Origin of the sequence: Flavobacterium tistrianum, from assembly GCF_003254545.1 — a bacterium.
Taxonomy (GTDB): Bacteria; Bacteroidota; Bacteroidia; order Flavobacteriales; family Flavobacteriaceae; genus Flavobacterium; species Flavobacterium tistrianum.
On record NZ_QJRH01000066.1, the window covers coordinates 194969 to 220181 of the forward strand.

The 25213-nt window shown below is 34.4% G+C and carries 19 protein-coding genes; 7 read left to right on the forward strand and 12 right to left on the reverse strand.

Annotated elements, in window-relative coordinates:
- Positions 1–163: 163 nt before the first annotated feature.
- The 3 genes from DMB71_RS08980 to DMB71_RS08990 form a co-directional block, all read right to left on the reverse strand.
- Complete coding sequence (locus tag DMB71_RS08980; RefSeq protein ID WP_111365421.1) at positions 164–2245, reverse strand: protein-disulfide reductase DsbD family protein; 2082 nt, start codon at positions 2243–2245, stop codon at positions 164–166.
- Positions 2245–3555 carry a tRNA lysidine(34) synthetase TilS gene (gene tilS, locus DMB71_RS08985; protein ID WP_111365422.1) on the reverse strand — a complete coding sequence of 437 codons (1311 nt, stop codon included), beginning with the start codon at positions 3553–3555 and terminating at the stop codon, positions 2245–2247. The genes DMB71_RS08980 and tilS overlap by 1 nt, the downstream gene beginning before the upstream one ends.
- A 221-nt stretch (positions 3556–3776) precedes the next feature.
- The gene (locus DMB71_RS08990; protein WP_111365424.1) at positions 3777–5063 is read right to left on the reverse strand and encodes an anthranilate synthase component I family protein; all 1287 of its coding nucleotides are present in this window, start codon (positions 5061–5063) and stop codon (positions 3777–3779) included.
- A 299-nt stretch (positions 5064–5362) separates the two neighbouring features.
- On the opposite strand from DMB71_RS08990, the gene DMB71_RS08995 reads away from it, so the two are divergent.
- Complete coding sequence (locus tag DMB71_RS08995) at positions 5363–5737, forward strand: DoxX family membrane protein (RefSeq protein ID WP_111365426.1); 375 nt, start codon at positions 5363–5365, stop codon at positions 5735–5737.
- Between the two features lie 60 nt (positions 5738–5797).
- Here DMB71_RS08995 and DMB71_RS09000 read toward each other — a convergent pair whose 3' ends face one another.
- From DMB71_RS09000 to DMB71_RS09010, 3 genes are all read right to left on the reverse strand, one after another.
- Positions 5798–6340, reverse strand: a complete 543-nt coding sequence (locus DMB71_RS09000) for a lipocalin family protein (RefSeq protein WP_111365428.1) — start codon at positions 6338–6340, stop codon at positions 5798–5800.
- Positions 6341–6488: 148 nt separating this feature from the next.
- On the reverse strand, positions 6489–7892 hold the full coding sequence (gene lpdA, locus DMB71_RS09005; protein ID WP_111365430.1) for a dihydrolipoyl dehydrogenase: 1404 nt from the start codon (positions 7890–7892) through the stop codon (positions 6489–6491).
- Positions 7893–8261: 369 nt separating this feature from the next.
- The gene (locus tag DMB71_RS09010) at positions 8262–8720 is read right to left on the reverse strand and encodes an Lrp/AsnC family transcriptional regulator (RefSeq protein WP_111365432.1); all 459 of its coding nucleotides are present in this window, start codon (positions 8718–8720) and stop codon (positions 8262–8264) included.
- Positions 8721–9062: 342 nt separating this feature from the next.
- On the opposite strand from DMB71_RS09010, the gene DMB71_RS09015 reads away from it, so the two are divergent.
- The gene (locus DMB71_RS09015; RefSeq protein ID WP_111365434.1) at positions 9063–10289 is read left to right on the forward strand and encodes an aminotransferase class I/II-fold pyridoxal phosphate-dependent enzyme; all 1227 of its coding nucleotides are present in this window, start codon (positions 9063–9065) and stop codon (positions 10287–10289) included.
- A 110-nt stretch (positions 10290–10399) separates the two neighbouring features.
- On the opposite strand, the gene DMB71_RS09020 is transcribed toward DMB71_RS09015, so the two are convergent.
- The 3 genes from DMB71_RS09020 to DMB71_RS09030 all read right to left on the reverse strand — a co-directional run bounded on the left by DMB71_RS09020 (position 10400) and on the right by DMB71_RS09030 (position 16820).
- Positions 10400–11494, reverse strand: coding sequence for a DUF695 domain-containing protein (locus tag DMB71_RS09020; RefSeq protein WP_111365436.1), 1095 nt, complete (start codon positions 11492–11494; stop codon positions 10400–10402).
- 148 nt (positions 11495–11642) lie between these two features.
- Positions 11643–13577 carry an amino acid permease gene (locus DMB71_RS09025; RefSeq protein WP_111365438.1) on the reverse strand — a complete coding sequence of 645 codons (1935 nt, stop codon included), beginning with the start codon at positions 13575–13577 and terminating at the stop codon, positions 11643–11645.
- 336 nt (positions 13578–13913) lie between these two features.
- Positions 13914–16820, reverse strand: a complete 2907-nt coding sequence (locus tag DMB71_RS09030; protein ID WP_111365440.1) for an FAD-binding and (Fe-S)-binding domain-containing protein — start codon at positions 16818–16820, stop codon at positions 13914–13916.
- Between the two features lie 199 nt (positions 16821–17019).
- On the opposite strand from DMB71_RS09030, the gene DMB71_RS09035 reads away from it, so the two are divergent.
- A complete protein-coding gene (locus DMB71_RS09035) occupies positions 17020–17832 on the forward strand; it encodes a mechanosensitive ion channel family protein (protein ID WP_111365442.1) in 813 nt (270 codons plus the stop codon).
- Positions 17833–18360: 528 nt separating this feature from the next.
- The gene (locus DMB71_RS09040) at positions 18361–18594 is read left to right on the forward strand and encodes a hypothetical protein (RefSeq protein ID WP_111365444.1); all 234 of its coding nucleotides are present in this window, start codon (positions 18361–18363) and stop codon (positions 18592–18594) included.
- Between the two features lie 171 nt (positions 18595–18765).
- Here the strand turns inward: DMB71_RS09040 and DMB71_RS09045 are convergent, their stop codons facing one another.
- From DMB71_RS09045 to DMB71_RS09055, 3 genes are read right to left on the reverse strand one after another with little or no spacing between them, the layout of a single operon-like run.
- A complete protein-coding gene (locus DMB71_RS09045; RefSeq protein ID WP_111365446.1) occupies positions 18766–19425 on the reverse strand; it encodes a hypothetical protein in 660 nt (219 codons plus the stop codon).
- 40 nt (positions 19426–19465) lie between these two features.
- Positions 19466–19975 (reverse strand): hypothetical protein, encoded by a 510-nt coding sequence (locus DMB71_RS09050; protein ID WP_111365448.1) that lies wholly within the window; start codon positions 19973–19975, stop codon positions 19466–19468.
- Positions 19972–20802, reverse strand: coding sequence for a DUF4747 family protein (locus tag DMB71_RS09055; protein WP_111365450.1), 831 nt, complete (start codon positions 20800–20802; stop codon positions 19972–19974). Before DMB71_RS09055 ends, DMB71_RS09050 begins: the two co-directional genes overlap by 4 nt.
- Before the next feature lie 175 nt (positions 20803–20977).
- On the opposite strand from DMB71_RS09055, the gene DMB71_RS09060 reads away from it, so the two are divergent.
- The 3 genes from DMB71_RS09060 (at position 20978) to DMB71_RS09070 (ending at position 25207) form a co-directional block, all read left to right on the forward strand.
- On the forward strand, positions 20978–22186 hold the full coding sequence (locus DMB71_RS09060; RefSeq protein ID WP_111365452.1) for an anhydro-N-acetylmuramic acid kinase: 1209 nt from the start codon (positions 20978–20980) through the stop codon (positions 22184–22186).
- Positions 22187–22374: 188 nt separating this feature from the next.
- Complete coding sequence (locus tag DMB71_RS09065; protein ID WP_111365453.1) at positions 22375–23949, forward strand: glycoside hydrolase family 10 protein; 1575 nt, start codon at positions 22375–22377, stop codon at positions 23947–23949.
- Positions 23936–25207 (forward strand): MFS transporter, encoded by a 1272-nt coding sequence (locus DMB71_RS09070; protein WP_111365455.1) that lies wholly within the window; start codon positions 23936–23938, stop codon positions 25205–25207. Before DMB71_RS09065 ends, DMB71_RS09070 begins: the two co-directional genes overlap by 14 nt.
- Positions 25208–25213: the final 6 nt, after the last annotated feature.

Below are 25213 nucleotides of genomic sequence, written 5' to 3' on the forward strand. Positions count from 1 at the left end.
TAAATAAAAAAGCACTCTAAATTTGACTTAGAGTGCTTTTTGCTTTTGAATTAAATCCCTTTTATATTTTAGATTTTAGATCGCAGATTTTAGATTTCTGAATCATCATCCCACTTCTATTATCTTGCTTCTATTATCTTGCTTCTATTCTCTTTTCTCTTAATTACTTAAAATTCGAAATTCCTTCGTCCAGCCATTGCAAATATTCTTCTGTACTCACGTAACTGATAGTTGGTTTTGTGCTGTTCAAATTATTCCCTTCTAAATCCGTAATTACATACAAAGGCTGTGTGTTTGTTTTATATTTAGAAATCATAAAATCGGTCCATTTATCTCCAACTGTAATGATTTTGTCTCCAGATTCTGTTGTAAATTGCTCTTCTTTTGGCAATTCACGCTTATCATCAACATAAAGCGAAATCAAAACCACATCGTTCTTAAGAATTGGTAAAACTGAAGGATCTGACCAAACATTGTTTTCCATTTTTCTGCAATTCACACAAGCATAACCTGTAAAATCAAGCATAATTGGCTTATTGATTTCTTTAGCATAAGCTAAACCATCTTCGTAATCATGGAAAACCATAATTCCATGTGGGCCTAATTCAGCTCCTTCTGGCATACCTTTAATAGATCCTGCCGAAACCGCTCCGTTTCCTGAACCTCCAACCCCAAACGGACTTTCACTATATTGCGGCGGCGGCGGGAATGCACTGATTAATTTTAAAGGCGCTCCCCAAAGTCCCGGAATCATATAAATTGTAAAACTTAAAACAAGTAATCCTAATGATAATCTTCCTACTGAAATATGATGAGTTGGGCTATCGTGTGGCAATGTAATTTTTCCGAATAAATAGAATGCAAGAGTTCCAAAAATAGCAATCCAAATCGCTAAGAAAACTTCTCTTTCCAAGAAATGCAATTGTAAAACCAAATCGGCGCTTGACAAGAATTTGAATGCTAATGCTAATTCTAAAAATCCTAAAACAACTTTTACAGTGTTTAGCCATCCACCAGATTTTGGTAACGAATTCAACCACCCCGGAAACAATGCAAATAGCATAAATGGCAAAGCTAATGCTGAAGAGAATCCTAACATTCCAACGATTGGCGCGATCCCTCCATTTGAAGCTGCTTCAACCAACAATGTCCCTACAATTGGCCCTGTGCACGAAAACGACACGATTGCTAAAGCCAAAGCCATAAATAATATCCCAACCAAACCACCTTTATCTGCTTGCTGATCAGCTTTGTTTGCCCATGAATTTGGAAGCATAATTTCGAATGCTCCTAAAAATGAAACCGCAAAAATGATTAAAATCACGAAGAAAATAAGATTGAACCAAACATCTGTCGATAACGCATTTAATGCATCCGCACCAAATATTTTTGTTACAATCAATCCTAAAACCACATAAATAGCAATGATTGATAATCCGTAAAAAATAGCATTTCTAATTCCTTTTGCTCTGCTTTTGCTTTGTTTTGTAAAAAAACTCACTGTCATTGGAATCATTGGGAAAACACATGGCGTAAATAAAGCTGCAAAACCACCTAAAAATGCAAGAAAAAAGATCGACCACAAACTTCTCGAAGTCGCTGGCGCAGGAATTTCTTCTTTACCAGTTTTGGCTGTTTTCTCTACTTTTGGTTGCACAGCTTCTTCCTTTTTAACAGTATCAACCGCCAAACCAGCAACTTTTGTTTCGTCCAATTTTGCCTCAGCTACAACTGGAACTTCATCCATTTTAAAAGTTGAAGGAACTGCAATAGAGAATTTTTTATTTGAATTGATGCAAACTTCTTTACAAACCTGAAAATCAAACTCTACATCTACCGTTTTTAAATTTGGGTTTATGATTTTTATTTCTTGTTCGATATGTGCTTTGCCTTCAAAGAAAGTTTCATCTACGCCAAAAACATCGTTAAAAGCTGTTCTGGTTTTACCTTCTTTTGCTTTTCCAACCAACTCGTAATTTCCTTTTTGATTTTTAAACGAAATTTCTAATGCAAGCGGACCGCCGTCTGGCGTAAACTGAGAATACATATGCCAGTCTTTCTCGATTGTTCCATCAAAAATTAGAATAGTCTTATCTGCTTTTTTCTCCATTCTAGAAGTCCATTTTACTGGCTCTAATATTTGAGCGTTACTAGCTAATGCAAAAAAGAAAAAGAGTAAAAAAACGGTTATTTTATTCCAAATACTTTTCGAAGTTATCGACTGATGGGCTTGTGTAAAGTTCATTATAGTAATTCTATTTTTAATATTTTATTTGTGGCTTTTTCTATTTTAAAACGTTCGTCTTGTCTCATTCCGACGACCCAGACTATTTGATCTTCTGAGCATAAAATCCAAGTTTTTTCTTTTTCGATCAATGATAGTTTTTCATCTTTAAAAAGTTTACTTACTTTTTTAGACTTTCCATGCATTCCAAACGGCTGAAAAACATCTCCTTCTTTCCATTTACGCAAAATCAAGGGATAACGGATTTTATCAGAATCGACAAATATAACTTTATTTGAGCCGAATGTTGTGTGATCTACGTTACAAAGACTCATTTTTAAGGGAAAATTAACTTCTGTATCGTTTTCACTAATTTCATATTCGTCTTTTTCTGATGTTTCAGAAAACGGACTTAAAATAAGTGTTTCTCTGTTTTTTAGTAACCTAAATTCCTCGGAAAGAACTTGTTTGCCAGATTGCCCTTCAACCAAATCATAAATATCATTCCATGACGAAAAACCAAATTCTTTCAGCCACTGATACAAATACGATTTATAATTTGGAAGTTTTTTTAGATGATTTAAATCGAAATGAATATCATCGCCAGCTTCTTTTGCCACTTGCTGATAAACCATAATCGACGCATCTTCAACCATTTCTTTTGACTCTTGAAGAAAAGATTGCGTTTTCTGAAATGCGTCTAAAAAATTAGGATTGATTTCTTTTAAAACTGGAACCAAATTATGGCGAATCTTGTTTCGCAGATATTTCGTAGAAGCATTACTGCTATCTTCTCTCCATTCTATCTTATTTTCCTCAGAATATTTCAAGATTTCTTCTCTAGAAAAAGGAAGTAACGGACGAATAATTCTATCATTTTGTTCTGGAATTCCAGTCAAACCTTCCAATCCAGTTCCACGGGTTAAATTGATGATGAAAGTTTCCAGATTATCATCGGCATGATGAGCTGTCAGAATATAATCAAAGTTTTTTTCTTCTAATAATTCGTAAAACCAACTGTAGCGAAGTTCTCTTGCAGCGACTTGCGTCGATAGCTTATAATCTTTAGCGAAAGCTTCTGTATCAAAATGAGTGGTAAAAATCGGAATATTATTTTGATTGCAATAATCCTGTATAAATTCCTGATCTCCAAAACTTTCTAGTCCGCGAAGCTGGAAATTGCAATGCAAAACAGCAATTTCATAAGGCAGTTGATGCAACAAATGCAACAAAACCATACTGTCTAAACCTCCACTTACAGCCAGAAAAAGTTTTTTTTCGGCTAAAAACGGAAATCTTGAAACGATATGATTTTGAAATTTTGAAAACATCTGATAAAAGTAAAAAATTAAATTTGATCTATTTTTAAACGAAATGTTAAGCGTTATTTTTTTCTGCCACGAATTACACTAATTAGCACGAATTATTTTTCTGCCACAGATTAAAAGGATTTACACAGATTTTTTTAACCATTTTAATCCTTTAATCTGTGGCAATATTTTTTTACCTTGAATTGAAGAAAAAATAATTCGCGCAATTCGTGGCAATTTTTTTATCGCAAAACTTCATGCATTGCCTTTGCCTTCAGCAAACATTCTTCATATTCTTTTTCTGGAATTGAAAGCGATGTTATGGCACTTCCAACCGAAAAAGAAACATATTTATTTTCCTGATTATATAAAATACTTCTAATTACGACATTAAAATCAAAATCACCTTCTGGAGTAAAATACCCAACCGTACCACTATATAGTCCTCTTTTGGTTTCTTCTATTTTTTCGACGATTTCCATTACCGAAATCTTTGGCGCGCCAGTCATACTTCCCATCGGAAATGTTGTTTTCAAGACATCTACCACTGAATATTTAGGTTCTAATTTTGAAGTAATCGTAGAAATCATCTGATGCACTTGCAAAAACGAATAAATTCCGCAAAGCTCTTCAACCTCAACCGAACCTTTTTGCGCTGTGTGCGACAAATCATTTCGGACTAAATCGGTTATCATGATGTTTTCAGCGCGTTCTTTGGCATCAGAGGCTAAGATGTTTTTTGATTTTTCATCTTCAATTGGATCTGTAAAACGCTTAGAAGTTCCTTTGATTGGCTGCGAAACAATCTTATCCCCTACTTTTTTCAGATAACGTTCTGGTGAAGCAGAAAGCAGATATTGTTTGTAATTTTTAAAGAAGACAGAAAATGGCGCTTGTGAAATCTCATTCAGTTTCTGAAATTTTTCTAACGGATTTATAACTGCATTTTCAGCATAAAACTCCATACAGAAATTGGCTTCATACATATCACCAATATGAATATGATGAAGCATTTGATTCACTTTTTCAACATACAATTCTTTCGAAATGCGTTGCTTCACTTCGACTCCGCTCAGTGTGACAAATGTTTCGGTCTCAATTTTTAAAATTTCTTCAAAATCCTCATCAAGTTCATCATCGCAAAGCATTAAATATTGAATTTCGAGTTCATTTCCTTTTAGTATAAAAACTTTTTTAGGCTGAAAGAAAAACAAATCGGGAAAATTCAAACCATCAAAATTATTAGACTGAAGGTTTTCGATATCATTCTTTAAATCATAAGAAAGATATCCAAAAAGCCAGTCTTTTGTATTTTGCTGATACTGTTTTAAATCTTCAAAAGCATTATAATAATCTGTTTTTAAAGAAGTAAAAGCATCAACTGCTAAAATGCAGTCAAAACTAGAATATTGTTGCGGATAAGAATTACTGTCTAAAAAAACGACTTCACGAAATTGTTGCGCCCAACTTAAAAGCTGTTCTTTAAACAGTTTCGGATTGGCAATATTTTTACGGATGGAAACTCTCAAAAATGGTAATTTTAAAGGTCAAAATTACGACAAAATTATTTCATTAGAAGAAAACAGAAAAATAATCAAATGTTTTGAATTACATTACAAAACTGTTAAAAAGACATTCTTTTTATAAGAAAAAATTCGTTATATTTGATATACAATTAGATTAATCCAAAAACGGTATTGATTTGATTGTAGAATCCTTAAAAAAGAGCCTTAAAAAAAATTAATTTATGATTCTCTTTTGAGCTTTTAGATTGCATTTCTTCCAATAACTTAATTAATTTTTTTAACCTTAAAAAATCCTAAGTATTATGAAAATTGCCACAATTATTGTCCGCGTTTTAATTGGCCTTTTGCTACTGTTTGCCTCTATCAGTTATTTTTTCCACCTAATGCCTGAACCTGAAACTACAGGGAATTTTAAAGCATTTAATGTAGGTTTAATGGCCTCGACGTATTTAATGCCTCTGGCAAAATCTATCGAGTTATTGTGTGGTATTGCATTTGTATCTGGGCGTTATGTAACTTTAGCAAACATCTTGATCTTACCGATTACGGTAAATATTTTGTTTATCAATTATTTCCTTACTCCAGACGGTCTGCCAATTGCAGCTCTTCTTTTTCTAGGAAACCTATTCTTGATTTACAGATACTGGGATAATTATAAAAGTGTTTTTACCGCATAAGCATTTTTCAAATCGAAATAAAAAAGTCCGTCAGTGTTATTATCTGACGGACTTTATTTTTTAATTTACCTTATCGTGTTTTACCCAAACCAAATCGGTTACATTATACCCAATTTCCTGAGCTTTGATAAGAAAATCTGCTTTTACACTTTCCGGAATTGTTTTTTCCCTAGAAAGTATCCACATATATTTTAAGCTTTCTCCGGCTACAAGTGCGTATTTATAATCAGAATCGATCGCTACGACATTGTAACCAGAATAAAAAGGACCAAAAAATGAGACTTTCAGCATACCAATGTTGTCTTTTTTGACAAATCTAGCTTTCCCGACACTTTGTTCCCATTTGTCTTTTTTGACATTATAGCCCTTATTATCGACTTTTATTGTTTTATCTTCATTTAAAGAATACTCGGCAGTTACATTGTTCAGATCTCTTTCCCATTTATAATCTAATCTGGCAATTTCATACCATTTTCCGAGGTATTTTGCGCTGTCAAAGTTTGTTACAGCTTTTGCATTTTTTGGAATTCCGCCTCCGCATGAGTACAGAGCGATTCCGATTCCTGCTCCAATTAAAACTGGAACGATATATTTAGTTTTCATAACACTATCTTTTTAATTTTCATAAAGATAGCTACTGAAACATCCATCTAATTTACAAAATTATTTTTGATTATTATATTATGTGAAGCATAAAAAAACCGTCTCATTTTTTAACGAGACGGTTTACAAATATCATATAACGTAAAAATTATACGTGTAGAGCTCTATTTTCAGTAGCTGCCAATGCTGCTTCTTTTACCGCTTCCGCGAAAGTTGGGTGCGCGTGGCTCATTCTTGAAATATCTTCGGCAGAAGCTTTGAATTCCATTGCAGTAACCGCTTCAGCAATTAAATCTGCTGTACGAGCACCAATCATGTGAACTCCTAAAACCTCATCTGTTTTCTCATCAGCTAAGATTTTTACAAATCCATCTAAGTCAGCACTTGCTCTTGCACGTCCTAAAGCTTTAAATGGGAAACTTCCAGATTTGTATTTCACTCCTGCAGCTTTCAATTGCTCTTCTGTTTGTCCAACAGCAGCAACCTCTGGCCAAGTGTAAACTACACCAGGAATTAAGTTGTAATCGATATGTGGTTTTTGACCTGCTAAAATTTCAGCAACCATAACCCCTTCTTCCTCTGCTTTGTGCGCTAACATTGCTCCACGAACAACGTCACCAATTGCATAGATATTTGGAACATTAGTTTGTAAATGATCATTTACTTCAACTTGTCCTCTGTCTGAAATTTTCACTCCAGCTTTGTCAGCGTTTAATCCGTCTGTGTAAGGACGACGACCAACAGAAACTAATGAATAATCTCCTTCAAGAGTAATAGTTTCTCCTTTTGCATTTTCAGCCTGAACTACAACAGCGTCACCGTTTCTTTCAACTGATTTTACTTTGTGAGAAACGTAGAATTTCATTCCTTGTTTTTTCAATACTTTAGTCAATTCTTTAGAAAGCGCTCCGTCCATTCCTGGAATGATTCTGTCCATGAATTCCACTACAGAAACCTGAGCTCCTAAACGAAGGTAAACTTGTCCAAGCTCGATTCCGATAACTCCACCACCGATGATAACTAAATGTTTTGGAACTTCTTTTAAAGCTAAAGCTTCAGTAGAAGTAATAATTCTTTCTTTATCAATTTTGATGAATGGTAAAGAAGATGGTTTTGATCCTGTAGCAATTACAGTATATTTTGCTTCGATAGTTTCAGACGTTCCGTCAGCTTTTGCAATCGCAATGTGAGTTGCATCTACGAAAGAACCTAAACCATTGAAAACAGTAATTTTATTTTTATCCATTAGGTAGTTAATTCCACCCACAGTTTGATCTACAACTGCTTGCTTGCGCGCGATCATTTTCTCTAAATTGATTTTTACATCACCAGAAACTTCGATTCCGTGATCTGCAAAATGAGCGATTTCTGAATAATGGTGAGAAGAAGATAATAATGCTTTTGAAGGAATACAACCTACGTTAAGGCAAGTTCCACCTAATGAATTATATTTTTCTACAATTGCAGTTTTGAAACCTAATTGTGCGCAACGAATTGCTGATACATATCCTCCAGGACCTGAACCTATAATGACTACGTCAAATGAACTCATAGTATTTTGTTTTTATTTTAGCGGTTACAAAATTAAGCAATAAAGTTCTGTTTGAGGTTTAATTTTCAATGTTTTTTGTGTGAAATATTAGCCTGTTTCAATCTTGAAGCTGGTAAGATTGTATAAGGTCCGCTAAGTTTTGTTTTTAATCTCGCAAAGACGCAGAGTCGCAGAGTCGCAAAGTTTTTTTTAAGACAAAGATTACCACTCACTATTTGTCATTTCGACGAAGGAGAAATCTCCGCGAGAAGCTCGACAAAGATTAGAGCCTCTCTTTACGGATTTACTTGCGAGGATTTCTCCTTCGTCGAAATGACATAAACTGAGAATAAAAACCTTTGCCCCTTTGTTACTCTGAACCTCTGCACCTCAGAAAGAAATCACCGTCGAATTCTTCACTTCACTAATCATAAACATACTTTGGGTACTTCCAATATGTTGCAACGAAGTAAGTTTGGTTACTAAAAATTCTCTATAAGCTTCCATATCTTTTACCAGAACTTTTAAAATATAATCGTAATCGCCACTTACGTGATGGCATTCTAGAACTTCATTTAGTTTTATGACTTCACTTTCAAATTTGGTTAGAAATTCTTTGGTGTGTTGAATCAGTTTTAAATGGCAGAAAACTACAAATCCTTTTTCGATTTTAGATTTATCGACTAAGGCTGCGTAGTTTTTTATAATGCCTTCTCTTTCGAGCTTTTTTATTCGCTCGTAAACAGCTGTCACCGATAAATTAAGTTTTAAAGACAATTCTTTATTCGTCTTTTTACTATCGGTTTGAAGTAAAACCAGAAGTTTTTTATCTGTAGCATCTAAAGTCATTTTTAGTTGATGGTTTTTGGTTGATGGTTGATGACTATTAAAAAGAAATAAAATCTATTGAATTGCAATTTCAGAATCAAATTTAGATTAAAAATCATTACAAAAACATATTTATAGTTTTAAAATCTAATTTTTCATTTTATAATTGATTAATTTTCTTATTAGACATTATTTTGACTAGAATTTATTTTGAAAATGAGTGTCCTAGCCCTGATAGAAGTGGAAATCCTTTTTGTGCCGGGGTTCGGCACAAAAGATTGGAACGGATAGCAGGAAATAGCTCCAAAAAATTAATACTAACTATGAGGATGAGATTGCTTCGTTCCTCGCAATGACATAAAAATGAAAAACTTCAACCCAGCAGATAAAATTCAGGATTTGCAATATTTTGGCGAGTTTGGCGGTGTAAATCCGTCGATTTCTGATTCTTCGACTTATACTTTTCTTTCGGCTAAAACTATGTTTGATACTTTTGAAGGCAACGTAGAAGGCTGTTATTTATATTCTCGTCATTCTTCTCCAAGTAACTTATATTTAGATCAGGCTTTGGCAGCGATGGAAGGAACGGAAACGGCAAATGTTTCGGCTTCGGGAATGGGCGCTATTACGCCTACTCTTTTGCAATTATGCGGTGCAGGTGATCATATCGTTTCGAGCCGAACGATTTATGGAGGAACTTATGCTTTCTTGAAAAACTTTACACCAAGATTCGGCATTGAAACAAGCTTTGTTGACATCACAAAATTGGATGTTGTTGAAGCGGCAATTACTCCTAAAACTAAAGTTTTGTATTGCGAAACGGTTAGCAATCCGCTTTTGGAAGTAGCTGATATTCGTGGCTTGGCTAAAATTGCTAAAAGACATAATTTGAAATTGGTTGTTGACAATACGTTTTCGCCATTATCGGTTTCTCCTGCAAAATTAGGTGCCGATATCGTGATTCATAGTTTGACAAAATACATTAACGGAAGCAGCGATACGGTTGGCGGTGTGACTTGCGCTTCTAAAGAATTTATTAATTCGCTGAAAAACGTCAATTCGGGTGCGAGTATGCTTTTAGGACCAACGATGGATAGTTTGCGCTCTGCGAGTGTGATGAAAAACCTTCGAACACTTCATATCAGAATTAAACAGCACAGCCATAATGCGCATTATTTGGCGGATCAGTTTGAAAAAGACGGTTTAAAAACGGTTTATCCGGGTTTGAAAAGTCATCCAAGCCACGAATTGTACAAAACAATGATTAATCCTGAATATGGTTTTGGCGGAATGTTGACAATTGACGTAGGCTCTTTAGAAAAAGCTAATGAATTAATGGAATTAATGCAAGAACGAAACTTAGGATATCTAGCAGTAAGTTTAGGGTTTTATAAAACATTATTTAGCGCGCCGGGAACTTCAACTTCGAGTGAAATTCCTTTAGAAGAACAGAAAGAAATGGGATTAACAGATGGTTTGATTCGTTTCTCTATCGGACTAGACAACGATATTCAGCGCACTTACGAAATGATGAAAGCTTGTATGGTTGAGCTTGGCGTATTAAAACAGGAAACATTACTCTATAAATAAATTTGCACATTTTTTTTAGATTGTTTTGAATCCGCTAGAGATCTTTCTCAAAGCGGATTTTTTTGGAGATAAAAAGCCGTTCTGAATAATCCAGAACGGCTTTTTGTAATTTATCTTGGCTCAAAATGTCTAAATGACTGCCAGTATTTATCTTTGTAGATTTCGTAACTTATTTCAAAAACACCGCTGTATTTTTTAATTAGCTCGTCAGCTATTTTGGCTGGTTTTCTAAAGTCTTTGCAAGTAAAAAAGATTTCTCTTTTATTGTTTGCGGTTTCTCTTCCTACATTTAAATAACCTTCAGAATCTGGAAGACTGTGGATAATTTCTTCTTCAATTTCCTCTAATAGCTTGTATGTTTTTTCATCTGGCAACCCACCGTTATCACAGTCATCAAAAGGAATTCCTACTATAAAAACCCAAGGATGAGATGCTTTTTTATCCCACTCAATAATTGTGGTATTGATTAGAGCCAAAACGATTGAACCATCTTGCTTTTTACCTTCAAAATTGGCATAACTATCATTCTCTGTATTATGTCGAGTTCCTTCGTATTTCTCAACAAATTCTTTTTCTCTCCAGATTAAATAGTCCTTTAATTTTTCGATTGGTATCAACTCTTCCGAAGTTTGATCTGGTCCCGTAACTACAAGATTATCAATTAAAGTAACTGAATGAAGTTCACCTAAATAATTATCCAGAAAAATATAGACTCCGTTAGATATATTGGATTTTTTCTCTTCAACAAAGTGATCATAAACAATTACCAAATCTATCTCGTCTGGATATCCTTCATGAATGCGAGGATAAAATTTTAGGCTTTCTTTACTGAATTCAAAATCCTGATACGTAATTCCTATATTATTGATATCCGAAGCTGGTTTTAGAGCTGTAAATTTCCAGCCGTTAATTTTAGGAGCGTCAGCAACTAATTCTTCAATTGCATAAATATTTCTAATTGCTCCGTCTGGCGTTAAAACTAATTCGGCTGTCTGATCATCGAACATTCCGGTAAGAAAGTAAATTCCTTCATGCGTTTCATCCAGTTTTGGAGCTAGTTTATCAAAAAAATCTTTGTGTATATTTTCTCCGCTTTGAACGGTTTTGAAAAATGCTTTTTCATTTGCTGAAAACCAATTCCAGAAATCATTATAAGATTGTATTGGAGCTTCTTTTTTGCCCAATATTTTATCAATAAAACCCATGTATTACTAATTAAATTTAAAATTTTACAGAAAACAAACTTAAGGAAAAGCGTTTTTAAAACATAAGAATATTTCTATAAAATATCAAGAATGCAAAAAGCCGTTCTGAACTACTCAGAACGGCTTTTTATGATATATAATTTTACTTTTATCCTATATTTTCCGTATTCAGTTTACTGTTTTTTCGGCTGTAGCCAAAATAAATTAGAAGTCCGATTATTAACCAAACTGTAAAATAAATCCAGTTCCATACGCTTAATTCAGCCATCATATAAAGACAACAGATTAATCCTAAAAGCGGAATTAAAGAAAGATTTTTTCTGAAAGCCCAAACTGCCAATCCAACCAAAACGAATAAGAATATCCACATTGGAATTTTGTGTTTGAATAAACTGAAACCTGATTCATATTTTGCAGAATCAGCAATTGGAAGGCCTTTTACAACCTCAGCATATTTTACTTCGTCATCTTGATATTGTCCTAATAAATGTTCTAAATCTGAAGTTTCTGCAGTTTTATTGTTTACCTCAATACTTTCCAAATATTTAAAAACTTGCTCAGATTCTGATTTATCTAATGAAGTAACAATCGAAGTGGCATCGTAAATCTGTGGATCATTATTGATAAACGCCATTGTCGCCTTATTGTTGAATGCAAAAGCATAATACAATCCAGCAATCATTAAAACCGGCAAAATAAATTTTGAATTGATATAAGGCGTTTTGAATTTTCCTCTTGGAATTTCAGGTTTGTTCTGCAATACTAAAACACCTGCACAAACCAATACAAAGGCAAATAAAGTCCCGATACTGCATAAATCGGTTACCATTGTAAGGTTTAAGAATAATGCTGGAATCGCCACAACAAATCCTGTAACGATAGTTGCAAATGAAGGTGTTTTGAATTTCGGGTGAACAGTTGAGAATTTCTTTGGCAATAAACCATCACGGCTCATACTCATCCAAATACGTGGCTGTCCCATTTGAAAAACCAATAAAACACTCGCCATTGCTACTACTGCACTAACAGCAATAATTCCCGACATCCATTTTAAGTTTAATTTATCGAAAACAAATGCAAGAGGATCACCCACATTCAATTCATGATATTGTACCATTCCGGTTAAAACTAATGCTATGGCAATATATAAAAGCGTACAAATAATAATCGCCCACATCATACCGCGTGGTAAATCTCTTTGCGGATTTTTACATTCTTCGGCAGTTGTCGAGATCGCATCAAAACCAATGTAAGCAAAGAAAACGGCAGAAACTCCTTTTAAAACTCCGCTAACACCATTTGGTGCAAACGGACTCCAGTTTGCTGTATCGACATAAAATATTCCAACTGCAATTACTAAAAGCACAACGCAAAGTTTTACGACAACCATTAAGTTGCTTGCGTTACGAGATTCTTTCATTCCTCTGTACACCAAAGCCGTAATCAAAATAATGATGAATAAAGCTGGTATATCAGTAACAAAATGAAAAGATCCTATTGTTGGTGCTGTCGCCCATGCTGTATGAGCCTGTTGCAAAGCAACACTTAAATTTTCGAATGATTTTCCGCCTCGCATTAAAGCTTCAGCATCTTTAAATCCGTTTGAAGCAGTTAAATAATCCATCTGAATCCATTGTGGCAAATGAATCCCGCCGCTCTGGAGAAGTCCCGTAAAATAATCACTCCACGATATGGCGACGGTTATATTTCCAACGGCATATTCCATGATTAAAGCCCAACCTATAATCCAGGCGATTAACTCTCCAAAAGCAACATACGAATAGGTGTAAGCACTTCCAGAAACCGGAACCATTGAAGCAAATTCTGCGTAAGCAAACGCAGCAAAACTACACGCCAAAGCCGTAAATAAGAATAAGAAAATTACAGCTGGTCCACCATCTGCACTCGCTTTTCCGATGGTACTAAAAATTCCCGCTCCAACAATCGCCGCTATTCCAAAAGCTGTTAAATCCCTAGTTGTCAAATGTTTCCCTAAGGCATTATGACCGTCTGTTTCGTTCTGTGCAACCTGCTTCAGAATATCCTGTACTGTTTTCTTTCGGAATAAACTTGAAAATGCCATATAATGTTTTACTGTTATAAATTAATTTAATTCAATTCTTTTTGTTTTATTTTGCAAATAATGCAAAAATTATCCTGATTTCAAATATATAAAACGATTTTGTTTTTACAGGTGTTTTTTTTCTGCCACGAATTCACGAATTATTTTTTCAAATATTTGTCTATAAATTTTCTCTCGCAGATTTAGCAGATAATGCAGATTTTTTTCAAATTAAATCTACAAAATCAGCTCAAATCAACAATCCCGATAGCTATCGGGAGCGTAAAATAAATCTGCTCAATCTGCCAAATCTGCGGGAAACCAAAAAATCTTTGCGCTCTTTGCGGTTAGAAAATCTTACTTCAAGCAATTTCTCAAAATACTAACTGGATGTTGCGCCTCACGTTTTGTTCCGTCATAAATTTGATGACGACAGCTTGTTCCTGCAGCAGCGATTTTTACGTTTTCAGCCGTGTTACGTATCTTCGGGAAAAGCGTATCCTCTCCCATTTGCATACTCACTTGATAATGTTCTTTTTCATAACCAAACGAACCTGCCATTCCGCAACAGCCCGAATTGTAAATTGTAACTGTATTATTTTTAGGAAGATTCAGCATGGCGAAAGTCGCTTCAACAGAACTTAATGACTTTTGATGACAATGTCCGTGAATCTTGATTTCTTTGGTTTCTTCTGAGAATGAATCAGATGTTATTTTTCCGTCGATGATTTCTTTTTTGAAGAATTCTTCGATTGTAAATGCATTTCTAGATAATTTTTCTGCCGCTTCTTTGTCATCTGCTAAACGAAGATATTCGTCTCTGAAAGTTAAGATAGCAGAAGGTTCAATTCCGATTAAAGGCGCATTGGCTAAAACCAAATCTTTAAAAACATTTACGTTGTAATTCGCAATTTTCTTCGCTTCTTCCAAAAATCCTTTTGAAAGATACGTTCTACCACTTTCTTCATGATCTACAACTAAAACCTGATAACCCAATTTAGTCAACAATTCGAAAGCATCAATTCCTATATTGACGTCGTAGTAATTCGTGAATTCATCCACAAACAAATACAATCTTCCATTTGGAAAATCTGATGTTGCAGGTTTGTTGTTTTGATACCATTTTCTGAAAGTCTTTTTCGCCAAAAGCGGAACCTTTCTTTCTGGAGCAATTCCCATTGTCTTTTTCACCAGTGACTGATTCGAAATAAAATTCGTAATCGACGGGAATTTACTTCCCATTTTATTCAATTTGGCGTTATTCGCAAAAATCTTATTTCTAGTCGAAAATCCGTTTGCTTTTTGATATTGGTATAAAAATTCTGCTTTTAAAGTTGCGACGTCGACATTACTCGGACATTCGCTCGCGCAGGCTTTACAACTCACGCACAACTCAAAAACTTCGTATAATTCTTTCTGGTCAAATTTGTTTTCTTTTTCAGAATACGTTAAATATTCTCGTAAAGCGTTTGCACGTGCACGAGTCGTTTCTTTTTCATTTCGTGTCGCACGATAACTCGGACACATTGCTCCTCCAGCTGATGGCATTTTTCGGCAATCGCCAGAACCGTTGCATTTTTCAGCTGCACGCAAAATTCCTAAACTATCTGAGAAATCCTGAAATGTTTTAATATCTGGTTCTACTCTTCCCGAAACTACACGATGATTTTCGTCCATTTTCAAGGCATTGACAATCTTCCCGATATTTAAAACCGAATTCGGGTCAAATGCCAATTTTAATCTTTTCAGCAATTCGTAGTTTTTATCACCAATCATAAACGGAATAAACTCTCCGCGCACAATTCCGTCGCCGTGTTCACCGCTCAATGAACCTCTGTATTTCTTTACCAAATGCGCCACTTCGGTCGCAATGGTTCTGAATAATTTTAAGTCTGATGTTTTCTTCAAATTCAAAACAGGGCGAAGGTGCAATTCTCCCGCACCTGCATGCGCATAATAAATCGCTTCTTGTCCGTGGCGCAACATCATCGCAGAAAATTCTGCAATATAAGCAGGCAAATCATTTAATTCTACTGCTGTATCTTCAATAGAATCGGCAGCTTTGTCATCGCCTACAATACTTCCTAAAAGACCTAATCCTGCTTTTCTAAGTTCGTTAGCTTTGTCAATATCTGGTCCAAATAATTTAACGCTGGCATAACCAAAATTGTGTTTTCCTAAATCGGCAATTAAAGCGTTTGCTTGATTTTCGGCATCTTCTAAAGTATGCGAAGCGACTTCAAAAAGCATAATCGCTTTGGGTTCACCAACCAAAAAGAATCGGTTTTTAATATGTTCTCGATTGGTTTTGGTACAATCCAAAATCGTGTCGTCAATCATTTCGCAAGTGTACAAATGATGTTTCATCGCCACAACAACCGATTCTAAAGATTCCTGAATTGTATGATAATGCGCCACAACCATAATGCTGTGAGGTGGCGGCAAATCGTCAACTTTTAGAGTTACTTCAGTTGTAAAAGCTAAAGTTCCTTCGCTTCCGCAAAGTAATTTTCCTAAATTGATTGTAGGTTCAGTTCCGCCAAACAATTCTGATTTTAGCAGGATATCTACAGCGTAACCCGTATTTCTTCTGTGAATTTCTGGCTTTGGAAACTCTTTTATAATTTCTTCCTGATTTTCCTTAACCGAAAGTTCGTCGTAAACACTTTTATAGATTTTATTTTCTAAAGAATCGCCTTTAGTTTTCTCGACAAACTCTGCCGAAGTCAATTCGCCAAAAGCCACTTCAGTTCCGTCGCTCAAAATCGCTTTTACCTCAGCAATTTTATCGCGCGTAACGCCATAACGAATCGAAGTTGTTCCAGACGAATTATTTCCCACCATTCCGCCAATCATCGCGCGGTTTGAAGTTGATGTAATTGGTGCAAAAAATACACCGTGAGGTTTTAAATATAAATTCAATTCATCGCGAATAACGCCAGGCTGAACCGTAACCATTTTTTTCTCGGCATTATAACCTAATATTTTCGTGAAATGCTTCGAAACATCCACTACAAGTCCGTCACCAACTGCTTGTCCTGCAAGTGAAGTTCCTGCAGTTCTTGGCGTAACCGAAATATTATGTTCTGCCGCAAAACGAATTAACCTGCTGATATCTGCTGTAGATTTAGGCAAAGCCACCGCATTTGGACGAATCCGATACACCGATGCATCTGTCGAATAAAGTGTTTTATGAAGACCATCGTATAAAAGTGTGCCTTCGAGTTCGCTGGCTAATTGCTCTAAATGAGATTGGGTCAACATGTTAAATGGTGCTTTTTCTTTAAAATAATTCCTCAAAAATTGAGACAACAAATATAAAGATATAGCAGTTTAAAATGTACAAAATGGGAATTTATCTAAACCTCAGCCTCACATTTTTATAAAATTAAAGCCGAATTCTATAAACGCTCCCAATATCGAAATCGTAATTTTAAGAATTTACATTTTACGCCTTATTATCATGGAAAATTTCGTTCAGGACGTCTTTAAACATTTAGAAAGCTATTATTACAGTATTGTCGATCTTACGCCAAAATTTATTCTGGCCGTTGTCGTAATTCTTGTTTCATGGTTTATCGCAACGAGAATTGGCCTTTTCGCAGGAAACCGACTCAAAGCCAGAATGCACGACCGACTTCTAGCGACTTTTATTGCCCGTTTAATCAAATCGGTTCTGATAATTATTGGAGCTCTCTTCATGTTTAAAATCATTGGTCTTGACGGCGTTGCACAAAGCATGCTTGCTGGCGCCGGAATCTCAGCTTTTGTTATTGGTTTTGCGCTTAAAGATATTGGTGAAAATTTCCTTGCCGGAATTCTGCTCGCTTTCAAACGTCCATTTTCTATTGGCGATATTATCGAAAGCAATGGCGTAAAAGGCGAAGTCATCAACCTCAACCTGCGTGATACCGAAGTAAAAAGCGATTCTAAAATCATTTATATTCCGAACGCACTTCTCATAAAAAACACTTTAATTAACTACAACAGCGAAGGTTTTCTACTCCAGACTTTCACGGTCGGACTAGAATATGGTTCTGATTATACCCGAGCCATCGAACTCGTAAAAGAAGTTTTAGGCAACAGCGAAGAAGTAACCGAAAAAGACCATGAAAACGCGGCCGTAATTACCGATGTTATTGCGGGCGGTATTATTCAGCTCAATATTCGTTATTGGGTTAAAACCGCATCAACGATTCAAAATTCTGAATGCCGTTCTAAAATTATTGCTGCTGTTTTGAAGAAGTTGAAAGAAAATGAGTTTGTGCTTAAGTAAGGTACAAAGGCTCAAAGTTGCAAAGTGACAAAGGTTTTCTCTCTAAATAAATTGTCATCTTGAGCGATCTTATATCCATCGAAAAGGCTCATAAAAACATAAAAAACGATTGTCATCCTGAGCGGAGTCGAAGGCTTATGAAACCTAAAAATTGACACAACGAATTCCCTCAAATTTTGTCATTTCGACGAAGGAGAAATCTTCGCACGTAACTCCGCAACGAAAAGCCAATCTTTATCGAGTTTCTTGCGAAGATTTCTCCTTCGTCGAAATGACATACTGTGTGGAAATTTAGTCGAATTTATCATTTTTCAAAATATCGTTTTATATTTACCAATTAGAGAAAATATACTACAGCAATAGTATTGTTTTTTCTATACAAGAAATAATCTTTTTCCTACTTTAAAATATTTTTTTGATATCTTTACAGTCCTAAACACAAAGAATAAACTAATATAAACTTATCCAAAGAAGTGAAATGAGTAAACAATTCCACTTCCTAGGATTATTATTCTCAAATTTAGGAATATGATTAACAACACTTTTTCCAAGGAAACCGAAATCAAGCTTTTGAATTTTTTCAACGACAGAATCGATCCTGTAGAAATGGCTAAAACATTAAGGCAAGTAAATTTTACGCTCGCTTTATGTGTTTTGAGCGAACATGAAACATTTCAAAGCGAAATCATCAAATTAAGAGACAGTTTTTACTGGCTCAATGAATTAGCAGAAACTTTAAATCCTTATTTGGAGTTGGAGTAAAAGTTTAAAAATGAAAAACCTCGATTTTTTAAGTCGAGGTTTTTTATTTTATTGAAACAGATAGCGCGAATTTGCAATCCGTGTCCACAAAGTATATGTTTTTTTAAAACTTAATTCAGCCCAATCTATGCGGGCAAGGATTGAAAATCCGTCCTAGAGGGCTTCTTTCATTTAACGAGCATCGATTTTTTTTATTTTTTGCAATTTTTCTATACCAAGTAGAGCTTCAGCAACATACAATTCTGAGTTATTTTTACCAATAATTTTTTTTAATATAACATCCAATTTCATATAATTATCTTCATACATAATTACGTATAAAGTTCTAATTTTCTTCTTCATAAACTCTTTATTATTATCTAACTGATTGATCAAATCAATAGTTTGTTCAAATATAACAGTTGAATAAATAATCTTATTTAGGGCATCACTATTTATATTATAAACAAGTGGCTTAGCTTCTCCAATTCGCGTAGTATGAATATTAATAGATCCGTTAATGTTCTTTTTTATTTCCTTAATTACTTCATCGAGATCTATAAAATTATCTTCTAGTCTATAAATTTGTTCTTGAATATGCTGAAAATATTGCTGTTCTTTTAGTAAATTATTTGCATTAACCTGTTCTTTAAAAGCAATGAAAACCAAAATTGCCGCAATTGCGTTAATAAATGGTGCTGTAATTCCATCAAACGTACTTCCTAATTGATCTTTTTCAATAAGAGCAAAAAAGTCAAAAAATGCAGGTTTAAGCAAAAGGGGAGGAATTATTAATATAACAAAACCAAGTAAAAAAACAAGATGATATGTTTTTATTCTATTAAATTTCATGATTGAAAAATAATTTTATTTCATTAGTTAAATTTCTATTTTAATCATTTTTTTTATTTTTCTCCGCCAAATATTTAGAACGAAATTTTGAAAATTTAACAGTATCAATAATACACATCCATGTCGCAAACATTCCATATAGAAATAAAAATTCTAACACAAGAAGAAATATTTTACTTTGCCACCAAATACAATTAGCCTCTTCGTAGGTTTCCAACCAATATGAGGTAGTACAATACATCAAAATTGATAAAATTAAACTAACAAAGAGTACTAATAGAGTAAATTTAAAAGACCATAATAGCTCTGTAAATGTATTACGTTCCTCTAGAAATTCAATAAAATCATTATCTGAGGAAGACATAATAATTGCCATTGCAGTAAAAAACAATGAAAAAATTATTGATAAAACTGTCATTGCTACATTATAAAATGACAGCGTAAATTTCATAATTATAAAATCTGGAAGGATAAAAAAAGTCAATAGAGTTACCAAAAATGTTAACCCAAAATCCCAACATAATATTATTGACTTTATACGCCTTTTCATTCTTGATGATTTGTTCTTTTCTTAATTTTATCAAATGTACTAGATAAATAATTTATAATATTATCAATTCCACTTTTTTCAATAGAATAAGGCAAAGTGTGAGTAACTTCTTGGCTCTTTTTTGCGGTGCTAATTGTTATGGGATCCCCTTGTTGGTCATAACCCGTTGCCTCTGCAAAACCATATCCATCTTCAGACATTGCCATTTTCGCAATAGTCTCATTATCAAGTAAAATCCCTGCATCACTTGAAGATTCCTGAATTTCTCTATATTTTGTTATTCCATTATCTCGCATTCTTTCATCAGTAGCTCTCCATAAATCTGCATTATTAGGATTTGAGGGTACTAATCTTATTGATACGCGTTTAATGTTTGTTAGTTTTTTTGCCTTCTCAATAAAAGAGTATTTTTCACTAATGCTAGAAATAAAAAATTCAAAATTCTGACCTTTGTGATTATTCTTAAAAAGATTTGTAAAAATTCTTACAAACATTGTTTTGGAAATAACATTTTTAACTTCTTCAAAAGCAATGATCATTTCATCTATATTGACTAAAAAAAGAGATTTTGCTACTATATTATTAACCATCCCTCCTTTTTTTACAGTACCTGTCGATTCATCCACAACTTCACCTCTTCCATAAGGATCGTATTTTACAAGATATCCTTTAATATAAGAACCTTTGACCTCTACTTCAACTATTTTATACGAATAATTATTAAATCCTTCAGAGGCTACACTTTTTATTCCATCGATTATGAACGGCTTCTTTGGTCGGTTATCATTAATATTAAGATGTAACCTGTTGAAAAACATTTTAGACATTTTTTTTTATTTTTGGTTATATTAAGATCAAAAGTAAATTTTCATTGTAAGGTAATTTTACGGAAATCCTTACTCGATAAAATTCAAATCAATTATTATCAAAAATATCAATTAGCGGAAATAATTAACTAAGTATTTTTACGTGATTATTATAAAACAGAAAACCTCATTTTAAATGAATAAAAACATAAAAGCTCTCTACGAAATTGCTCAAAAAGAGACCAGAAAAATATTAGGTTTAATGTCTGGAACTTCGCTTGACGGACTCGATATTGCTCTTTGCGAAGTTTCGGGCGAAGGCGGAAATACGATTGTCAAAATCCAGCAATTTGAAACCGTTGATTACAACGACGATATTAAAACCGAAATCAGAAAAGTATTTGCACAGAAAACAATCGATTTTCAGCATTTGGTTTTGCTAAACGAATGGATTGCAGATTTGCATGCTGGAATGATAAACGATTGTCTTTCAAAATGGAATATTCCCGCAAACGAAGTCGATTTGATTGCTTCGCACGGACAAACGGTTCTGCACGCGCCAAAGTTTTTGCATCAGCAGGAAAAATTTCCAAATGCGACTTTACAGATTGGCGACGGCGATCATATTGCGGTAAAAACGGAAATTATTACACTTTCAGATTTTAGACAAAAACATGTTGCTGCAGGTGGCGAAGGTGCGCCTTTGGCGGTTTATGGTGATTATTTGTTATTCAGCAAAAAAGGCGAAAACCGAATTATGCTCAACATGGGCGGAATCGCAAATTTTACCTATTTGCCAGCTTCACAAAATGCCGAAGAAGTTTTTGTAACCGATACGGGAACAGCAAATACTTTAATCGATATTTTCACCAAACAATTTTTCCCTGGAAAAAGCTTTGATAAAGATGCTGAAATCGCTAAAAAAGGCACTGTAAATCAAGAACTTTTAAGCGAATTAAAATGTGATGCTTTCTTCCAGAAAAGTTTTCCAAAAACGATTGGTCAGGAATTATTTAACCATGACTTTGTCAATTCTGCTTTGGTAAAATTAGGTTTACAGAATATTTCGGCATCAGATTTGCTGGCAACTTTAACACGTCTGAGCGCAGAAACGATTGCCGAAGCGGTTTTGTTTGTTGTAGAAAATACTAAAACACCAATCGAAGAGTTTACAGTTTATATGTCTGGCGGTGGCGCTAGAAATCCGTTATTGGTGAGCTGGTTACAGGAATTATTATCTTGTAAATTTGAAAAAAGCGACATTCTCGGAATTTCAGGCGATGCAAAAGAAGCGGTTTTATTTGCCGTTTTGGCTAATGAAACTGTTGCAGGTGGCAATTACAATTTTGGCTCACAAAAAGGAATTCCATCGGTAACCATGGGAAAGATTTCGTTTCCTGATTAAAAAAGATAGCCACGAATTCACGAATTATTTTTTAAATACTTTGCGTAAAATAAAAATTCGTGACTCAAGAGACAGCGAACAGGCGAAGCAATTCGTGGCAGAAAACACGCAATCATTAAAAAAAAATAATTCGTGAATTCGTGGCGGAAAAAAACTATTTTTGGTTTTTGTTAAAATAAACATTTGAAATGCATAAAAATCAGCACTTACTATACTCTCTCCTATTTTTACTTTTCTTTGGATGGAAATCTATTTCACAGGAAAAAACAATGTATCCTAAAAATGAATTTAGAGGAGTCTGGATTGCAACTGTAGTAAACATTGACTGGCCACAAAAAGCGACAGACAACGTAGAAAAAGAAAAAGCTGATTATCTTGAAATTTTAGAAGCTTACAAAAAACTAAATTATAACGCCGTAATTGTTCAGATTAGAAGTGTCGGCGACGCCATTTATCCTTCAGAATTTGCGCCTTGGTCGCGATTTTTAACAGGAAAAGAAGGTTTGGCTCCAAATCCATACTACGATACTTTGGCTTGGATGATCGAACAAGCTCACAACCGCGGATTTGAATTTCACGCTTGGTTAAATCCATACCGTGCCACTTTCGATTTAAATAAAAATCTTTTAAGCCCTGGCCATGATCTTTTTAAACATCCAGAATGGATGATTGAATACGGCGGAAAATACTATTATGATCCTGCATTGCCAGAAGTTCAGGCGCATTTAACAAAAGTGGTAAAAGAAGTCGTTGACAAATATGATATCGATGCCATTCATTTTGATGACTATTTTTATCCTTACGCTGTTCCAGGAAAAGTATTTAACGACAATGCTTCTTACCAGAAATATGGCGCAGGTTTAAGCCGTTCAGATTGGCGCCGTGCGAATGTGAGCAATTTTGTTCACGCCATTTCAGCAACTATTAAAGAAAGTAAACCTTGGGTTCAATTCGGAATTAGTCCGTTTGGGGTTTGGCGAAACAAATATCAAGATCCAAGAGGTTCTGAAACACAATCTACATCAAATTACGACGATTTGTATGCAGATCCAATGCTTTGGATGGATCAAAAATGGATCGACTATATTCTGCCACAACTCTATTGGAGTATGAACAATACCAGAGCTTCTTATTCTAAATTGGTAAAATGGTGGTCTGAAAATGCTAATCCTAATACTGCTATTTATATCGGGCATGCTACCTATAAAATTAGAGCCGACGGCGATAAAAATTGGAATTATATGACCGAAATTCCAAATCAGATTGATCTTCTTAGAACCTTTAAAAATGTTTCTGGAAGTGCTTATTTCAGTTCCAAATGGTTTATGGGTAAAAACTTCGATGTAGTTCGTCATTTAGAAGAAAATCAATATAAATATCCTGCGCTTCCTGCAGCAGTTCCGAATTTAAAACATGTTATTATCGATACTCCAAAAGTTTTGGAGTACATCAAAGACAGCATTAAATATAACTTTACATTCCAAAGTCCGCTTAATACAAAAGTTCGCTATATGGTGGTTTACGGAGGCGACCATATTTCTAAAATCGATATTAATGATGCTACAAAAATCATTGAAAAAGTAACTGTAAAAGAAGTTGACGGAAAAATCAATTTTGCGATTGCGGCCGGAAAACTGAATCTTTACAAAGCCTGCGCTGTAACTTTTATTGATTATTATGCTAATGAAAGTACTCCAACTGCTATTGACCTAAAAAAACCTTATAAAAACTATACACCAAATCAACCTAATGAAAACAGATAATAAACCTTGGTTCTGGATTCCGCTTCTTAATTTCGCATCTGGATTACCGTATGCCATCATAATTTCGGTTTCGGTAATTATGTACAAAAACCTAGGAATTTCCAATGAAGACATTGGAGTCTACACCAGTTTATTATATCTCCCTTGGGTAGTAAAACCACTTTGGAGTCCGCTTATTGAATTGATCGGAACCAAAAGAAAATGGTTTTTATTGATGCAGTTAATAATCTCTATTTCCTTTTTGCTGGTCGGATTTGTCATTCCAACAAACGGATTTTTTATCATGTCTTTAGCCATATTTTGGGTTGCCGCTTTTGCTTCTGCCTCTAATGATATTGCTACTGACGGCTTTTATTTATTGGTTTTACCAGAAGACAAACAGTCTTTCTTTATCGGAATCAGAAGTACTTTCTACAGACTTTCTATGCTTGCCGGAAACGGATTAGTGGTGCTATTTGCTGGATACTTAGAACATAAATTTGGCGACAATACAAAAGCTTGGTCGTATACCATGATTTGCGTTGGTTTATTAATGACATTTATTACCGCTTACAATTTCATTTTTACGCCAAAAAATGAAATCAATGTTGTAGAGAGTAATAAAGAAACATCGCATCAAAACTTTGGAACGATATTTATCAGTTTCTTCAAGAAAAAACAAATCGGATTAATTCTTGCCTTTGTTTTAGTTTTCAGATTAGGAGAATCGCAATTGCTAAAAATGTTAAGTCCTTTTTTACTAGATTCTAAAGAACTTGGAGGAATGGGATTAGACACCGAAGCTGTTGGAATTATTTACGGAACATTTGGAGTTGCCGCATTGACTTTAGGAGGAATTCTGGGCGGAATTGCCATTTCCAGACATGGCCTTACTAAATGGATGTTTCCAATGTTTTTAGCGATGCACTTACCAATTATTGGTTTTATTCTTTTAGCATTTTTCCACCCAACATCAATTTATTACATTTATATCGTCGTTATTTTAGAACAATTTGGTTATGGTTTTGGTTTTACGGCATTTATGATGTATTTAATTCATGTTGCCGAAGGAGAATCAAAAACGGCACATTATGCATTGGCAACAGGATTTATGGCAATGGGAATGATGCTGCCAGGAATGTTAAGCGGTTATATACAACAATATTTAGGCTATGGAAACTTCTTTATATGGGTTTTAATAGCTACAATTCCAGGTCTTATTTTATCACGTTTTTTAACTTTCCCAAAAGATTTTGGGAAGAAATCAGAAGAAGTTTAAACCCCA

Bases quoted from the DNA above. Each gene is read 5' to 3' on its own strand.
- DMB71_RS09070 (WP_111365455.1), top strand. From the start codon at position 23,936: ATGAAAACAGATAATAAACCTTGGTTCTGGATTCCGCTTCTTAATTTC.
- tilS (WP_111365422.1), bottom strand. From the start codon at position 3,555: ATGTTTTCAAAATTTCAAAATCATATCGTTTCAAGATTTCCGTTTTTA.
- lpdA (WP_111365430.1), bottom strand. From the start codon at position 7,892: ATGAGTTCATTTGACGTAGTCATTATAGGTTCAGGTCCTGGAGGATAT.
- DMB71_RS09055 (WP_111365450.1), bottom strand. From the start codon at position 20,802: ATGTCTAAAATGTTTTTCAACAGGTTACATCTTAATATTAATGATAAC.
- DMB71_RS09010 (WP_111365432.1), bottom strand. From the start codon at position 8,720: ATGACTTTAGATGCTACAGATAAAAAACTTCTGGTTTTACTTCAAACC.
- DMB71_RS09045 (WP_111365446.1), bottom strand. From the start codon at position 19,425: ATGAAATTTAATAGAATAAAAACATATCATCTTGTTTTTTTACTTGGT.
- DMB71_RS09015 (WP_111365434.1), top strand. From the start codon at position 9,063: ATGAAAAACTTCAACCCAGCAGATAAAATTCAGGATTTGCAATATTTT.
- DMB71_RS08980 (WP_111365421.1), bottom strand. From the start codon at position 2,245: ATGAACTTTACACAAGCCCATCAGTCGATAACTTCGAAAAGTATTTGG.
- DMB71_RS09050 (WP_111365448.1), bottom strand. From the start codon at position 19,975: ATGAAAAGGCGTATAAAGTCAATAATATTATGTTGGGATTTTGGGTTA.
- DMB71_RS09030 (WP_111365440.1), bottom strand. From the start codon at position 16,820: ATGTTGACCCAATCTCATTTAGAGCAATTAGCCAGCGAACTCGAAGGC.
- DMB71_RS09035 (WP_111365442.1), top strand. From the start codon at position 17,020: ATGGAAAATTTCGTTCAGGACGTCTTTAAACATTTAGAAAGCTATTAT.
- DMB71_RS09020 (WP_111365436.1), bottom strand. From the start codon at position 11,494: ATGGGTTTTATTGATAAAATATTGGGCAAAAAAGAAGCTCCAATACAA.
- DMB71_RS09060 (WP_111365452.1), top strand. From the start codon at position 20,978: ATGAATAAAAACATAAAAGCTCTCTACGAAATTGCTCAAAAAGAGACC.
- DMB71_RS08995 (WP_111365426.1), top strand. From the start codon at position 5,363: ATGAAAATTGCCACAATTATTGTCCGCGTTTTAATTGGCCTTTTGCTA.
- DMB71_RS09000 (WP_111365428.1), bottom strand. From the start codon at position 6,340: ATGAAAACTAAATATATCGTTCCAGTTTTAATTGGAGCAGGAATCGGA.
- DMB71_RS09025 (WP_111365438.1), bottom strand. From the start codon at position 13,577: ATGGCATTTTCAAGTTTATTCCGAAAGAAAACAGTACAGGATATTCTG.
- DMB71_RS09040 (WP_111365444.1), top strand. From the start codon at position 18,361: ATGATTAACAACACTTTTTCCAAGGAAACCGAAATCAAGCTTTTGAAT.
- DMB71_RS09065 (WP_111365453.1), top strand. From the start codon at position 22,375: ATGCATAAAAATCAGCACTTACTATACTCTCTCCTATTTTTACTTTTC.